Source organism: Pseudoalteromonas sp. R3, assembly GCF_004014715.1.
Classification (GTDB): Bacteria; Pseudomonadota; Gammaproteobacteria; order Enterobacterales; family Alteromonadaceae; genus Pseudoalteromonas.
The window spans coordinates 693,210-708,900 of record NZ_CP034834.1 but is presented as its reverse complement, the minus strand read 5'-3'; the positions used below and the strand labels follow the sequence as shown (position 1 = coordinate 708,900).

Annotated in this window: 14 protein-coding genes; 10 read left to right on the top strand and 4 right to left on the bottom strand. The window is 47.3% G+C overall.

From position 1 onward, the window contains the following. The first annotated feature begins 102 nt into the window (after window positions 1-102). A complete protein-coding gene (locus tag ELR70_RS02600) occupies window positions 103-2,271 on the top strand; it encodes a M3 family metallopeptidase (protein WP_054016345.1) in 2,169 nt (722 codons plus the stop codon). Between the two features lie 70 nt (window positions 2,272-2,341). On the opposite strand, the gene ELR70_RS02595 is transcribed toward ELR70_RS02600, so the two are convergent. Beyond that, the gene (locus ELR70_RS02595; protein WP_054016346.1) at window positions 2,342-2,731 is read right to left on the bottom strand and encodes a response regulator; all 390 of its coding nucleotides are present in this window, start codon (window positions 2,729-2,731) and stop codon (window positions 2,342-2,344) included. 88 nt (window positions 2,732-2,819) lie between these two features. Beyond that, window positions 2,820-3,290, bottom strand: a complete 471-nt coding sequence (locus tag ELR70_RS02590; protein WP_054016347.1) for a GNAT family N-acetyltransferase — start codon at window positions 3,288-3,290, stop codon at window positions 2,820-2,822. A gap of 643 nt (window positions 3,291-3,933) precedes the next feature. Between ELR70_RS02590 and ELR70_RS25825 the strand changes: the two genes are divergently transcribed. Continuing rightward, window positions 3,934-4,872 carry a GNAT family N-acetyltransferase gene (locus ELR70_RS25825; protein ID WP_128064443.1) on the top strand — a complete coding sequence of 313 codons (939 nt, stop codon included), beginning with the start codon at window positions 3,934-3,936 and terminating at the stop codon, window positions 4,870-4,872. Here ELR70_RS25825 and ELR70_RS02580 read toward each other — a convergent pair. Then, entirely contained in the window at window positions 4,856-5,641 is a 786-nt protein-coding gene (locus ELR70_RS02580) for an MBL fold metallo-hydrolase (RefSeq protein ID WP_054016348.1), read from the bottom strand. The genes ELR70_RS25825 and ELR70_RS02580 overlap by 17 nt on opposite strands. A gap of 256 nt (window positions 5,642-5,897) precedes the next feature. On the opposite strand from ELR70_RS02580, the gene ELR70_RS02575 reads away from it, so the two are divergent. The 8 genes from ELR70_RS02575 (at window position 5,898) to ELR70_RS02540 (ending at window position 14,686) form a co-directional block, all read left to right on the top strand. Next, entirely contained in the window at window positions 5,898-6,926 is a 1,029-nt protein-coding gene (locus tag ELR70_RS02575) for a DUF4097 family beta strand repeat-containing protein (protein WP_054016349.1), read from the top strand. Window positions 6,927-7,057: 131 nt separating this feature from the next. After that, window positions 7,058-7,837: an SDR family oxidoreductase gene (locus ELR70_RS02570; protein ID WP_054016350.1), complete on the top strand. Its 780-nt coding sequence runs from the start codon at window positions 7,058-7,060 to the stop codon at window positions 7,835-7,837. After that, a complete protein-coding gene (locus tag ELR70_RS02565) occupies window positions 7,837-8,871 on the top strand; it encodes an AraC family transcriptional regulator (RefSeq protein WP_128064442.1) in 1,035 nt (344 codons plus the stop codon). Before ELR70_RS02570 ends, ELR70_RS02565 begins: the two co-directional genes overlap by 1 nt. Window positions 8,872-8,924: 53 nt before the next feature. Beyond that, complete coding sequence (locus ELR70_RS02560) at window positions 8,925-11,087, top strand: ATP-binding protein (RefSeq protein WP_054016352.1); 2,163 nt, start codon at window positions 8,925-8,927, stop codon at window positions 11,085-11,087. Window positions 11,088-11,323: 236 nt separating this feature from the next. Then, window positions 11,324-12,052, top strand: a complete 729-nt coding sequence (locus ELR70_RS02555; RefSeq protein ID WP_054016353.1) for a glutathione peroxidase — start codon at window positions 11,324-11,326, stop codon at window positions 12,050-12,052. 90 nt (window positions 12,053-12,142) lie between these two features. Further along, the gene (locus ELR70_RS02550) at window positions 12,143-13,591 is read left to right on the top strand and encodes a dihydrolipoyl dehydrogenase (RefSeq protein ID WP_054016354.1); all 1,449 of its coding nucleotides are present in this window, start codon (window positions 12,143-12,145) and stop codon (window positions 13,589-13,591) included. A gap of 198 nt (window positions 13,592-13,789) precedes the next feature. Beyond that, the gene (locus ELR70_RS02545; protein ID WP_054016355.1) at window positions 13,790-14,146 is read left to right on the top strand and encodes a RidA family protein; all 357 of its coding nucleotides are present in this window, start codon (window positions 13,790-13,792) and stop codon (window positions 14,144-14,146) included. 204 nt (window positions 14,147-14,350) lie between these two features. Beyond that, window positions 14,351-14,686 (top strand): hypothetical protein, encoded by a 336-nt coding sequence (locus tag ELR70_RS02540; protein WP_054016356.1) that lies wholly within the window; start codon window positions 14,351-14,353, stop codon window positions 14,684-14,686. A gap of 51 nt (window positions 14,687-14,737) precedes the next feature. Here ELR70_RS02540 and ELR70_RS02535 read toward each other — a convergent pair whose 3' ends face one another. Then, window positions 14,738-15,565, bottom strand: coding sequence for a DUF4437 domain-containing protein (locus ELR70_RS02535; RefSeq protein ID WP_054016357.1), 828 nt, complete (start codon window positions 15,563-15,565; stop codon window positions 14,738-14,740). Between the last annotated feature and the right edge of the window lie 126 nt (window positions 15,566-15,691).

Sequence of the window (15,691 nt, the reverse complement as noted above, 5' to 3'; positions counted from 1 at the left end):
TTTTACACTTTGATTTTGGCGATTAATCGAATCCTGATTGCACTTTCATGAAATAGTCTTTTAGTATGCTGACACTAAAATACCAACAAGCGAAATCCAACTATGTTGAAAATGAAACTAACACTACTCAGCGCAGCCGTAATTATCGGGCTGGCAGGATGCAGCAGCACACAACCAAGCAGCTCAGCAGCACCTACAATCGCTGAAAAACAATATCAAAACCCACTACTACAACCTTTTTCGGGCCCTTACCAGGGTGTGCCTCAGTTTGATAAAGTCCAGCTGAAAGACCTGGAGCCGGCACTGGATATTGCTTTGGCGGATCATCTGAGCGAAATAGATCAGATAGCAAGCAACACCGCTCCCGCAACATTTGAGAACACCATTGTTGCGATGGAGCGCTCAGGCGCAGCACTGGATCGCCTTTTTACCTACTTTGGTATCTGGAGCGCAAATAATTCGTCGCCTGAGTTTCGTCAGATGCAGGGCGGCCTGATGGCAAAATATGCCAAATACCGCTCACAAATCACCCAAAATAAAGCCCTGTTTGAGCGCGTGAAAACAGTTTACGAGAGTGCGGAGTTCAAAAAGCTCACAGCTGAAGAGCAACGTATTACCTGGCTTCAGTACAACAACTTTGCCCGCAATGGTGCAACGCTTGAAGGAGAAGCAGCTAAACGCTACGCCGAGATTAATCTGGCATTGTCAAAGCTGCACGCAGACTTCGCAAATAATGTGTTGGCCGATGAAGAAGGCTATGTGGTGTATCTGACAAAAGATCAGCTTTCGGGCCTGCCTGAGTCGTACATCACATCTGCGGCTGCAGCTGCTGAAGAGCGGGGTAAGCCGGGCATGTACGCGGTCACCAACACCCGTTCATCTATGGATCCTTTCCTGATGTACTCCACAGAACGAGAGTTACGCAAACAGGTATGGCAAAACTACTATAGCCGCGGTAACAATGCAGGTGAGCACAATAACAAAGCCATCATTAATGAGATCCTGACTCTACGTCATGAGCGCGTGCAGCTGCTAGGTTATGAGAACTACGCACAATGGCGCCTTGAAGATCGCATGGCCAAAGATCCTAAAAATGCCATGGAGTTGATGAATAATGTCTGGCCGGCTGCGATTGCTCGTGTGAAAGAAGAAGTTGCTGATATGCAGGCACTGGCGGACAAAGAAGGCGCAAACATCAAAATCGAACCATGGGATTACCGTTTCTACTCAGAGAAAGTACGTAAAGCCAAGTACGATCTGGACTCCAATGAAGTAAAACAATACCTGCAACTGGACAAGCTGCGTGAAGCCATGTTCTACGTTGCCGGACGCCTGTTCAACTTCGAGTTTACCGAAGTACCAGAGGGCTCAGTCCCTGTGTTCCATGAAGACGTACGTGTATGGGAAGTAACCGACAAGACCAGCGGCGAACATATCGGTTTATGGTATCTCGACCCGTTTGCACGTCAAGGCAAGCGCTCTGGCGCATGGGCAACGTCCTACCGTGGTCACACCACATTTGATGGCAAAACCAATGTACTCAGTTCAAACAACTCTAACTTTGTGAAAGCACCTGAGGGCCAGGCGAGTCTGATCTCATGGAATGACGCAGAAACCTACTTCCATGAATTTGGCCACGCGCTGCACTCTTTGTCTTCTAAAGTAAAATATCCTGGCTCAAACTCAGGTGTGCGTGATTACACTGAATTCCAGTCTCAGCTATTAGAGCGCTGGCTGGTGACCGATGAAGTGATTGACCGCTTCCTGGTACACCATGAGACAGGCAAACCAATGCCAAAATCTTTGGTAAACAAAATCAAACAGGCAGCCAACTTCAACCAGGGTTTCGCCACCACTGAATACCTGGCATCGGCCATCATGGACATGAAGTTCCACACCACAGATCCTGCCAAGATTGGCGATCCGGTTGAATTCGAAAAATCTCAGCTGGCGGCGATTGGCATGCCATCCGAAATTGTGATGCGCCATCGTACCACCCATTTTGGCCACGTTTTCTCCGGTGAAGGTTATTCAGCCGGTTATTATGGCTACCTGTGGGCAGAAGTACTGACATCAGATGCAGCACAGGCATTTGCCAGTGCACCAGGTGGTTTTTACGATGAAGACGTTGCACAACGTCTGGTTAACTACCTGTTCTCGGTTCGTAATGCAATGGATCCGGCGGAGGCCTATCGCAAGTTCCGCGGTCGTGATGCTGCGGTAGAAGCCCTGATGCTGGATCGAGGCTTCCCGGTTACTTCACAGCAGTAATCTTCAAAGTCAAAAAAGCCCCGAAGTAACGGGGCTTTTTAATGCTTATCAAAGAGACAGTAATATCATACTAATTGCTAAGATTGGGTTGCTTCGTAAATGTTGTAATGCGCTTTAATTGTTTTTCTAATGTAGCAAGACAGAAGGGTTTGATAATAAAGCCATCAACCTTATGTAGTAGCACCTGCTGCACGCGTTCGCGACCATTTTCACAGGTTACCATAACTAACTTGAGGTGTTTGAGCTTAGGTCTGGAGCGAATCTCATTAAGGAGCCCTAATCCATCCACATGTGGCATGTTCAGATCGGATATCACCAAATCATAGTTTTTGTTACTCAACAATTGCAGGGCCCGCAAACCATCTGTGGCTTCATCTATGTCTTCATAACCAAGCTTACGAAGCATGCCTATCATCACGTGGCGCATTGAGGTCATATCATCGACAACCAGAATTTTCACCCGCTCCTCCTTAACTTCGCAATAGTCAGATAAAAAATTAGACTAAGATGGCGGTAAAGTCGACTTTAGGACTTGGGGTTTTCAACGACTAGTTTGATTCTTTGTTTAGCGACAAGGACATAAACACACTGAGCGGATTGTCACGGTACAAACCAAATCGTTCGCAACGCTCAAATCCCAGGCTCTCATAGAGGTTAATGGCCTTTTCTTGTTTAACCCCGGTTTCCAGACGGATCAGAGGGATTTGCGCATCGCCAGCATAATGCAACAGAATTTGCATGATACGTTTGGACAACCCCTTACCGCGATACTGAGGTTTGACATACAGACGCTTAATTTCACCGTATAAAGTTTTGTCGAATTGCTTGACGATGGCGCCACACGCCACAATGCCTTCTTCGTTGCGAAGGCCAACAGCGCGGACATTCGGCTGATTGAGTTCTTCCAACGCCAGAGATTGGTCACTGGCAATAGGGTAGAGGGTATTCATAAGTCGGTCAATTTCTGCAAATAGTTCTTTCACACTGGGATCATCGCTTTTTAAATCAACTAGTTGCATAATTTTCCTTTGAACAGAGCGGTTACATTCAGAGCACAGTTATGCGCCCTTTAGTAGCAAGACATGCCTGATTAAGGGACATGACCTGTACAACATCGTAAAGGAGTATTTTAACGTATTTTGCGGGAAATATAACTAAATATATTCAGATATTGTAGTGATGAAACAAGTTGCAGCATGTGATTAACGAGCACAATGCTCCACATGTTTGAGTTATTTTGCCAAACTGCGCAGGCCGTCCGTGGATATCGACCAGTTAAGCGAGTAACAGAGTAATAGCAAACAGAATGACTGTCGCAATGATGATGAAAAACAATGAACACTGATTATGGCTAGTGCGGCCTGAATGAGAAAATAACATGATTAACTCCCCTCGCTTCTTTCTCTGCCCCTTAAAACCCACAAAAGTATGAATAAGAGAATAAGCAATACAACCAAAAGTAGTAACATTGATAGCAAAAAATTACCCAAATAACCAGAAAATAGTGCAATTATTATCCTAAAAAAGTCATCAAACTTCGTTGACTTAAAAAGCATCATTAAAAATCAATAACTTAACGATAATCTACTGTAAACATCAAAAAACATACAAATGGCTTGGTTTTAGCCAGTTAGGACCTATATAAGGAAAAAAGGAGTCGTCATGATCACACTAAAATCAGCCACTAAAGACAACTACAGTGACGTATTTGCGCTGCAACTGCTCAGTGAAGACCTGAACTATATTGCCTCACCAGCCGAAGCGCTCGCTGAGTCGGCATTCTTTGCATATTACCGCAACCTGCTTATCTATCATCAGCAAACGCTGGTCGGGTTTGTTCAGTATCACCCCATGGAGCCCGAGGGCACCAAGTATGAATATACCATCACACAACTGCTCATAGACAAACGTTATCGACGCCAGGGATTTGCAACTCAGGCTTTGCGGGCATTACTTACCCAACTTCAAGCTAAGTCGGATTGCCAGGTCATTTCCGCTGTCTATGTACAGGGTAATGAGCGAATGAGAGCACTTCTTAGCCAACTCTCATTTGAGTTCAAAGGGCGCTGGAGCGACAATGCCTACCTGATGGAGTGGCACCGGGAATCTGTGCAACCAGAAGTGTTTCTGAGTAGTGTTTGGCGTGAAAATTTTGAACATCTGGGTGATCTGCAATTGCACGAAAAGCAAAAGTCATTGGTGGCTCCCAACGACTGGACGCTCCTGGAAGCAGCCTATAACCCGGAATATGAAGTACGTGCAATCAATTATCGGGGTGAACAGGTCGGCCTCATTATGTGGGTGTTTGAAAAGCCACACAGGGTCTCAATCTGGCGATTAATGGTGGACAAAACATATCAGCAGCAGGGCATAGGCCGACAAGCCCTTAGTGCAGCACTGGAGGAGATCCGTAGCCACCCGGAAATCACTGAAATCGCAATCTGTTACGTACCAGATAACCCGGTTGCCAAGGACTTTTATGCCAGTTTTGGTTTCATTGAAACCGGCTTTGATGAGGAGGAAGAGGAAATGCTGGCTGAGATCCGTATCAGTCGAATTGACCAGGGTACGCACTGTAAAGGGCTTAACAAAAAGGAATAATTTGCTGTGGTTTGGCATACCTAATACCCGCGTGTTCAAACGCACGTACGTCGTCCTCCCCGTGATAGTGATAGGCCCACAGTCTGGCCAGTATGACTGGCGGATATTCTCTTAGTAGTTCATCCAGACCAGCATGACTGGGGTTGCCCGACGCTGCACAATCGTGAAAAATGACCTCTCCCTGACCTACGTGGTGTATTAATAGTTCAGGGATGGGGCGGGTATCACCGCTGTAGAAAAACCGTCCGGGCAAATGCAGGGAAAAAGCGCTGCCAGGGGCCTGATGACGCACCGGATAACAATTTAGCCGAACCTGCTGATGAAAAAAGTACTCACCAACCGGGTGTAACTCAAAAGTGTGCCAGACATCTTCACGTTGCTCTGCCAACCCAGTATAAGCCAGCATGGCACACAATGACTGGATAAGTTGCACAGGCACATACAAGCGGACTTTTTGCTCACGCAATGCCGCTTTGAAGTAGAGCTGTTCCAGCCCGCCAATATGATCGTAATGCAGGTGAGTAATAAATACCGCCTGAGGCAGAGACTGACCGCCAAAAGCCCGCTTAAATCGCAACAGGGTATCGTGGCCACAGTCGATAAGTAACCAGGGTGAGTCGTTACTGCAGATAACACATGCTGAATTCCCAAGCTCCGCAGCACTGGCCGCCCCAACCCCGAGAAACATAGCGCAATCCGGAATTCTTGCCAGCGCCTGCGTATCACTCGTATTGTCCTGTGTCGGCCGGGTTACTATCGAATGTAACATCTGTCTGCTCGTCAATGAAAGCCACTCGGTACAAGTCCAATGCTAGATGCAATAATTGACAATTCAGTGACACACTCAAACCTACACACATAATTAGTTACACTAATATTTGGTCAAATTCACCAAAGTCAGTCACACTGCATCCATTATCGAGGCCGCAAAACCCCATATCACTATGATATTATTAGATTTATATTTTTGGCACTCGTTTTGCTAAACCTGTACATATCGAAAAAGAACAAAATGGAAACTCACCATGATAAAAAAACTCTCTCCTTTATTCGCAGCATTAGCACTTAGTGGTTGTGTAATCCATATTGATGGCCACAGTAAAACAGTGGCCGATGTAGAACTGCAACAAAGCCTGACACTGGATGCAGCAAACCTCTCCAGCCTGGTCGCAGATACCAGTGCGGGTTCACTGGACATCGTTGGTGACGATAACCTCACACACATCGAAGTCGAGGCCAAGATACTGACCGACAAAGAGCATAGCTATCAGCTCAGTCTTGAACAGGACGGCAATAACGCCCGACTCGTCGCAAAACAAAACACCCGGGTTGGTATTGTCTGGTACAGCGGCAATAGCCCCAGAATCGATCTCACAGTGCGTGTGCCTAAACATCTGGCATTAGATATTGACGATAGTTCTGGCGACATTGCCATTACAGGAATGACAGGCGATATTGAACTGGAAGACGGTTCCGGGGACATCAGTATTAATGGCGCGGCCAATGTCAAAATTGATGATGGCTCAGGACAAATGCTTATCCGTGGTGTCAGCGGTATGCTGGATATCGAGGATGGCTCTGGCGATATCAGTATTCAGGGCGGCAGTCAGCTTAAACTCGACGATGCCTCTGGGCAAGTTTATATCACAGACATTCGTGGCGATATGGACATCGAAGATGGCTCCGGCGACCTGCAAATCATTGGTGGGCGCTCACTCAATCTGGACGATGAATCAGGTAACATCAGCCTGACTGACTTGAGCGGCGATCTGATCATTGTCGATGGTTCTGGCAATCTTGAGATCCGTGGTGGTAGCTCGCTGGACTTACGCGATGACTCTGGTTTCATCAAAGTTCAGGACGTGCAGGGCAATGTCAACGTAAACGATGGCAGTGGTAACCTGGTACTACAAAACATCAAAGGCCACGTCACCATTGATGATGATTCCGGCGACATCGAAGTAATTGAAGCTGGCGGCCTCACCATCACAGGTGATACTTCGGGTGGCCAGCGCATCGAAAAAGTGCGCGGTGAGGTCAACATTCGGGACTAGCTCGATGTAATTCCATCTCCACGAATAAAAAGAACGACACCTTTTGCAAGTAAAGCGTCACCTTTTGCCAGTGAACTTCTTGATGCCAGCTTCTACAATGGCATCATCAACTCAGGCAATAAGGTGACATCATGACATACACAAACACAGCACTCATTACAGGCGCATCTTCAGGTATTGGTTTAGAGCTGGCTCGCTTGCATGCTCAGCGAGGGGGAGATCTGATCCTCGTTGCCCGCTCAGAAGGTAAACTCAATACGCTGAAAAACGAGCTGGAGCAAGCCTATGGTGTCAAGGCCAGTGTCATTACAGCCGACCTGACGGATCCTGGCTCAGCACAACAGATCTACACAGCAACCAAGCAACAGGGTATTGAAGTCGATGTTTTGATCAACAATGCCGGCTTCGGCGGCCATGGTTTTTTTCATGAACGTGAACTGCAAGCGGACCTCGAAATGATCCAGGTTAACATTAGTAGCCTGGTAGCACTGACTCACTTGTTTGTTCAGGATATGACAGCGCGAAAAAGTGGCAAAATCCTTAACGTCTCTTCCACAGCATCGTTTATCCCGGGCCCACTACAAGCCACTTATTATGCAACCAAAGCCTTTGTTACTTCGTTTTCTCAAGCTCTGGCAGAAGAGCTGAAAGAGCAGGGGATCAGTGTCACGGCCCTATGTCCGGGTGCCGTAGCCACGGAGTTTGCCAAAACAGGCAACCTTGAAGACCTGGCTGTGTTCAAGCAAGGTAAAAGCGCCTCATCTGTCGCCAAATGTGGCTATCAGGCTATGCAAAGAGGTAAACTATTGTCGTTTAATGAGCCTATGCTAAACTTCTTACTAAACTGGATAGTGCCTCTGTTACCTCGCGCTTTGGTATTGTCTATGTCTCGCCGTACAATGGAAAAGTAATGAAGCGCACCTCCAAATTTACCCTGTCGCCCCATTGCCTGATTTTATTTAAAGACCTTGGTCTGGATCAGGCACAACTGTTAAAACAGGCAAAATTACCAGCTGACCTGTGGCAAAGCTTGCCTGCTTCATTGAATGCCGCGCAGTATTTTGACCTGTGGCATGCCATGGAAGAGCAAATAGGTGAAACACTGCCACTTAAACTGGCACAGCATCTCAACGTTGAGGCGTTCGATCCGGCTATTTTCGCTTGCCTTTGTAGCGCCAATCTGAGCGCAGCAATGCGTCGTCTCAGCAGTTACAAACCTCTGATAGGACCGCTGACCCTGGATGTCCGAGAAGACAATCAGGGTTTATTACTCAGTCTTGATTGTTACGGCTATGACAAGCCTTTACCTAAGTCGGTTGAACTATGTGAACTGGCATTTTTCACCCAGCTCGCTCGCCTTGCAACTCGTACTCAGATAGTACCCGCAGCATTGTACGTCACACAACTTCCCGACAACGCCGCAGAGTTTAATGATTATTTTGGTACCGAACTTAACCTCAGTCACCAGGTTGCATTGCGTTTCAGCACTGAGGATGCACAGCGGCCATTTCTGACTGAAAACGCCGCCATGTGGTCTTTTTTTGAAAATGATCTTGCTCGTCGTCTGGCTGAACTCGATGCTTCTGCCAGTATGACACAGAAGGTCAAAGCACTGCTGATGGAACTATTGCCGTCAGGGCAGGTAAGTGCAGACCAGGTGGCCGGAAAACTGGCGATCAGCAAACGTACCTTACAACGCAAACTGGATGGTGAGTCTGTCAACTTTCAGTCTCTGTTAAGTACATTGCGCTCCGATCTGGCCCGCCAATATCTGCGCCGCTCCAGTATGTCGTTGCAAGAAATCGCCTTTTTACTCGGCTTTAGTGACGCCAATACGTTCATCAGGGCCTTTAGCCAATGGCATGGAGTGCCCCCGGTCAGTTTAGGCATCAGGATGAAGCGGGAGCTAACAAGGATTATTCAATTTAATAGAAAAGTTGGATAGGCGTTTATTCCGATAACACATAAAATTTAACGTCACACTACCGGACGTTAATTTTGAAGAACTTATTCGCCTTAACCTTTGCAGCTCAACTCTGTGCACTCTGGCCCTCGGCCTCACACAGCGCGGATTTTGCATCCTATGCGCAACAATTCCCATTAAAAGGGAAAAAAGACTTCCGCACAGCACTTGAAGAAGGCGAAGCGCTCCTTACAGAATCCACCCTGACCCCAGAGCAACGCACTTTTGTTCTGCACAGAACCGCTTTACACCTGGTACGGCTCGACGATTATGACCGCGCTCAAATCAGGCTAGATGCATTAGCATCACATTTAAACGCTCACCCTGATGACTCTATGCTCGGAAAATATCACTGGGTACGGGGTGACCTTGCATATCGCCTGAGCGACAGCCAAACCGCTCAAACGCACTTTTTAAAAGCCAGCGAGTTCTTTTCGCGCACCCAGGACTGGCGCATGCTCAGTCATGCCCATCGCATGATAGCCAATGCAGTAGCAAAAGGCAGTCCGGACCTAAATGCAATTGAGCATGTCACTCTCGCTAAGCACTATGCTGAGTTAGATAACAATATTCCGCTACACAATGCCGCATTTGATACCGAAGCTCGAATCTATAAGCTATTTGGCCAGTTAGACCGAGCACTTGAGAGTCGTCAGGCTCAGCTCAGCTGGCTAAAGGAACAGGCTACCCCAGAGCCGGCTATGCTGTCAGCCACGTATTATGGCCTTGCTGATATATTCGTTGATTTCGGCGATCATCAGGCGGCACTGGATGCGTTTGCACAATCCTACCGCTATGATGCACAGGTCAACGACCGCCTCTATATGGGGCAAACTCAGATCCGAGTTGCAGAACAATATTTGCAACTGAATAAGCTGGATGCCGCAGAAAAGGCATTTGAGCAAGCCAAAACACTCAACGAGGAAATTAACCATAAGCGGAATCTTGGCTGGGCCATTGCAGGTTTGGGTCGCGTACAGTTAGCCAAAACAAACTATCCGCATGCGGCCAACTTAATTGGTCAAGGTCTGGCATTAATCAACCCCGACACTAGCCGAGCACTGTACCTGAACAATCTCGTCTGGTATGCCAGCGCATTGAGCCATCAAAGCCCCGACCAGGCCATAGAGCAACTGGCGCCTTATTTCACCGCCACCCCAACAGATACTATGGTTGAGGCAGCAAAAGTGTTAGCTTTTGCCCATCAGAAACAACAGAATTTTGAAGCAGCCCTGACCTATCAGACACATGCCACAGCACTGCTCAGACAACAAACTGAACAATCGAAACTGACCCGACTAGAAGCCAAAAAGCGCGATGCTGAACTCAATTTAGAGACGTTAAAAGTCAACCAGCTGCAAAGTGGACTGGATGAACAAAAACGCCAGAGCAAATTACAAAGTGTTGTCCTCGCAGCAGCCATCATCGTATTGCTGAACTTTTTCCTGATGTTTTACCTCTATCACCTGAAAAAGCGTAAAGTGATGGAAAAAGAAGCCACTGTACTGAATCAGGCACTGACACTCAAACAACAACTGCTTGCAGATGTATCACATGAACTACGAACGCCACTAACCGTACTTAAGCTCAATATTGAGGCGCTACAACACAATTTGATTACCGATCCGGACGCCACCTATCAGCTGATGCAAAGTCGCCTCTCAATGCTCAATACGCTTATCGCTGATATTTATGAATTGGCGCAGGCTGATACCCATAGCTTACAACTCGACTTGCAAGCCTGGCCGGCTCGAGTGTTATTTGATGAGTTACTCAGCGGTATCAAACCCTTAATAGAACAAGACGACTTAACGTTGACGACAGACAATCGCCTGACAGACACCGACCTCATTGTCTGCGACAGCAACCGGATGCATCAGATTTTCAATAATCTGGCACGCAACAGCTGTCATTACAGCAACAAACCGGGTCACGTAAACGTCACAATTACCAGACAAGAGGATCTGTTGGTGTGCCACTTTGACGACTCCAGCCCCGGTGTCAGCGATGAGGACTTGCCTCGTCTCACCGAGCGCCTTTACCGGTGCGATAAATCTCGCAGTCGTGACCTTGGTGGTTCTGGACTCGGGCTCTCCATCTGTCAGAAACTCTCTGAATTACATCAGGGAACGCTCTCTTTATCGCACAGTGAACTGGGCGGGCTAAGGGTAACGCTCACCCTTCCCCTGAACACCTAAATCAGCAAATTGATAGAACGCCTCATAGCTCATTGGTAGCTGGTCAACTTCCCTTTCGTACAGTTTTACTTTTGAGTAATTCATACTACCTTGAAAAACATCATAGTCAGAGTGCAATACGCACCTGACAAGGTGTTTATTCCATTTTTTCAATCGAACCAATTAATTTAACCCATTATACAAATGAATCGATGTGGCTGATAATGGCTCCATCGAAATCAAAGGAGACACACATTATGCTAAACAATATCGAAGGTCAGACAGTTCCTCAGGTTACTTTTCCGGTACGTGAAAACGACGAATGGAAGAACATCAGCACAGATGACTTATTCAAAGGTAAAACCGTCGTGGTTTTCTCATTACCAGGTGCGTTTACACCGACCTGTTCATCAACTCACTTGCCACGTTACAACGAGTTAGCTGGCGTGTTTAAACAAAATGGTGTTGATGACATCGTCTGTATTTCGGTTAACGATACCTTTGTGATGAACGCATGGGCCAAAGATCAGGAAGCCGAAAATGTTACGCTTATCCCGGATGGAAACGGTGAATTTTCTGAAGGCATGGGCATGCTGGTTGACAAAAAAGAGTTAGGCTTTGGCAAGCGCAGCTGGCGTTATTCTATGCTGGTCAAAGACGGTGTGATTGAAAAAATGTTCATTGAACCAGACGTACCAGGCGACCCGTTTGAAGTATCAGATGCAGATACTATGCTTGAGTACATAAATCCAGAGCAAGTAAAACCTGAGCCTGTCTCTATTATCACTAAGCCTGGATGTCCTTTCTGTGCCAAAGCAAAAGCACTGCTGGATGAAAAAGGCTTGGTTTATGAAGAGCTGGTATTAGGTCAGCAAGCGACACTGACTAGCCTTAAAGCGCTGTCTGGCCGCGAAACGGTCCCTCAGGTATTCATTGGCGGCAAGCACATTGGTGGCTCCGACGACTTAGCGGCGCACTTCGCTTAATGTCTGTGCAGGCTTAATTACAAGCCAATAAACACATCTGTAAAGGGGCGTTACAGCCCCTCAATACTCCCCCTTGCTCAGAGGTAAAACATGAAACAACTTGAAACTGACGTCGTCGTCATTGGTGCGGGCACAGCTGGGCTCAGCGCCTATCGTAATGCCAAACAATCTACTGATAATGTGTTAATGATCGAAGCCGGTGCATATGGCACTACTTGCGCACGTGTCGGCTGTATGCCCAGCAAGTTGTTGATTGCAGCAGCAGAAGCAGCCCACAGCGTCACTGAAGCGCCAAAATTCGGAGTCAATACCACGCCCCCCGACATCGATGGTAAAGCCGTGATGGCAAGGGTGCGCAGCGAGCGAGATCGGTTTGTTGGCTTTGTACTGGAAGCTGTGGATGAACTGCCCGAGCAAGACAGGATCAAAGGGTACGCGCGCTTTTTGGACGCAAATCGAGTTCAGATCGATGACCATACCATAATAACTGCAAAACGATTTGTGATTGCAACCGGCTCAAGACCCAATGTACCTGGATTCTTTCAAGCATTTGGCGATCGCCTTATTATTAACGACGATGTCTTCGACTGGCAGGACTTGCCAGAGTCAGTTGCGGTGTTTGGTCCCGGAGTGATAGGTCTTGAGCTGGGTCAGGCACTACATCGACTGGGCGTTAAGGTGAAGCTCTTTGGAGTAGGGGGTAACATTGGACCTCTCACAGATCCACAAATTCAGGATTATGCCAATACTGTGTTTGCAGAAGAGTTTTACGTTGACAGTGATGCCAAAGTGTCTGATATGAAGCAAGTTGGTGACAAAGCTCAGCTCACCTACATTGACCGTGATGGCAAACCGCAAACAGAGCAGTTTGATTATGTGCTGGCTGCAACGGGCAGGGTGCCAAATATCGACAAATTGGGCCTTGAAAATACCGGAATAGAATTGGATGAGCGCGGTGTGCCACTGGCTGATTCACATACAATGCAATGCGGTGAAAGCCATATCTTCATTGCCGGAGATGCCAGTAACCAGATCCCATTACTGCATGAAGCCGCCGATCAGGGCACCATTGCCGGTCAAAATGCCGGACGTTTTCCGGATGTGCGCAATGGCCTGCGACGTGCACCGATTGCTGCCGTATTTAGTGATCCGCAAATCGCCATGGTAGGAGAGAGTTTTAAACAACTGAACGAACGATATGGCAAATGTGGCTGCTTCGCAATCGGTGAAGTCAGTTTTGAAAACCAGGGCCGTAGCCGAGTCATGCTCAGGAATAAGGGCTATATGCACCTGTATGCAGAACAGGGCAGTGGTTTGTTTTTGGGTGCAGAATTCATCGGTCCTGCCGCCGAGCACATGGCGCACTTGCTCGCCTGGGCTGTACAAAATAAGATGACGGTACCTCAAATGCTAGACATGCCTTTCTACCACCCTGTCATAGAGGAAGGCTTGCGTACTGCACTGCGAAACCTTAACGCCAAACTTAAATTTGGTCCGGATATTGTCCAGCACTGCATGGAGTGTGGTCCGGGCGCATAACACATATCAGGCAATCCAGTCTTAACCTGACTGTAAGCTGCACACAAGTCGGCCGGTAAGGTTTAATTCTTATCGGCTTTGATGCTTTGCGCATGCCCTTAAATCGCATTCAGAGCCAAAGTGGTTACCCTATGAAATAAGCAGTGGTACCATGAGCACCTCTTTTGTTCCACCAATTATTCAACAAGGGGGCCACCCGTGATACAGAGAATTGATACCAAACAACGCATGAGTCGTATCGTAAAACACAACGGCACAATTTATTTATGTGGTCAGGTGTGTAAAGACGCAGAGCAAGGCATTAAAGAGCAAACCACCACCATGCTTGAAAAAGTCGATGAACTATTGCAACAGGCTGGAAGTGACCGTCAGCACATTCTATCTGCAACAATTTACATTAAAGACATGAAGTACTTTAGTGACATGAACGAGGTGTGGGACGCCTGGGTTCCTGAAGGCCATGCACCTGCGCGTGCCTGTGTGGAAGCCGCTATGGCGCGGGACGCTCTGTTAGTAGAAATTTCAGTGATTGCCGCCGAGATCAACCCCAGTTAAGGCAGCTGTGGTTTAGTGGCCACTGCATCACTATCCTGAAACGAAAAGCTTGGTCTGACTGAGCTTTTATACTGGCCACCTCCCATCAACCCCTGACACATTTAGTGTATGAAAAATACACAAAAATCACATCTAAGATTCATTATTAGTTCCTATATTTGATGCGACTTCATACGGAGTCGGAAATCATAATAAGGAAATATCATGAAAAAACTATCTCTATTAGCTGCATCAGCAGCACTTGTTTTATCTGCAAGCGCAAATGCCGCGCACTGGTGTGAAGCTTTTATTGAGCGTGTAGTACCAAACTCAATGGGCATTACAGTCTATTCAACCAGCGCTTATGACGGCCGTACACTAGATGTAATGTACAAAGATTACGACGACAGCAACTTCGGCGGCATCTATATGCGTGCTCTGGATGCGCAAAAATACCGCTACAAGGTTCGCCTTTACCCTGTAGAAGCAAAAGGGGAAGAAGATGGTGCGCGTTGTGACGATGGTGTCAAAGACTATCTGCGTACTATTTACCGCCCATAACACCTGATATAAAGGGCAGGCTTTGCTGAGCCTGCTTTTGTGACCCTGTGGCTATTCTGCCGCTACCTTAAACGCAGCATTGGTGCGTACATACAACAACACTTGCTGGTCCGCTGAAAAAGACATGTCTACAGGATGGTGGGCTGTCACAAAGCTGCCTGCGTGCAGTACCTGTCGAGCATTTTCCCGCTCAAAATTAAGCTCTCCCTGAATAACCACCGCCTTAAACTCGGTGCCTTCGTTCGACAACGTCATTTTCGTATTCGCAGGTAAGCGCAACAACACACCTGTCAAACCGCTTTTTTGCCACAGATTGGCCATTTCAATTCCTGTACCGTTCAGCTGAGTCGAAGTACCCTGATCCAGCCAGGTCAGGTTATTGTAATGAAGATTGAGGGGGCGCTCACCATTGTCGAACTGCTGAGTAGATGGCTTCACCAGATAGGGACCGCTGTCTATCTCCAGGTAAATCATGTTGGCTGGCGCTTTGGCTGAAGTAATGTGATCTTCACCTGCAGGCTGGGTCCAGAAAGAACCCGATGGCATCCACATGGCTTTTGCTGTGGGGTCGTCGTTATGTAATGAGCCTTCTATCACGATGCCACGGTAAGACACATTGTGAATATGTGGTGGCGATGAGAAGCCCGGCTCAAACCTGACCAGCATTCCGGTAGCACCAGAGCCTGTTCTGTCACCCCATAGGTTTGCCGCTTTTGGGCTTTTGTCACCCCGTGCAGGATTAAGGTAACCCCATTCTATTTGCTCAGTGCTGACCACCTTAACCTTGTCTGCAGTGGTGTGTGCATCAGTAGCCAACACAGCAACTGGAATAAACAGGGTCCCAGCCAACAGGCTGTTGAGTGTATTGAGTTTTACCACGGTTATCGGCCTCCCAGAGCAATCGCAGATTTAATAAGCAACGCGTGTCATAGTAGACTCTATTGAACAGACAATAAATTGGCTAAAGATTGAAAGATTATCAATAAAACAATGATAATCAAGTTT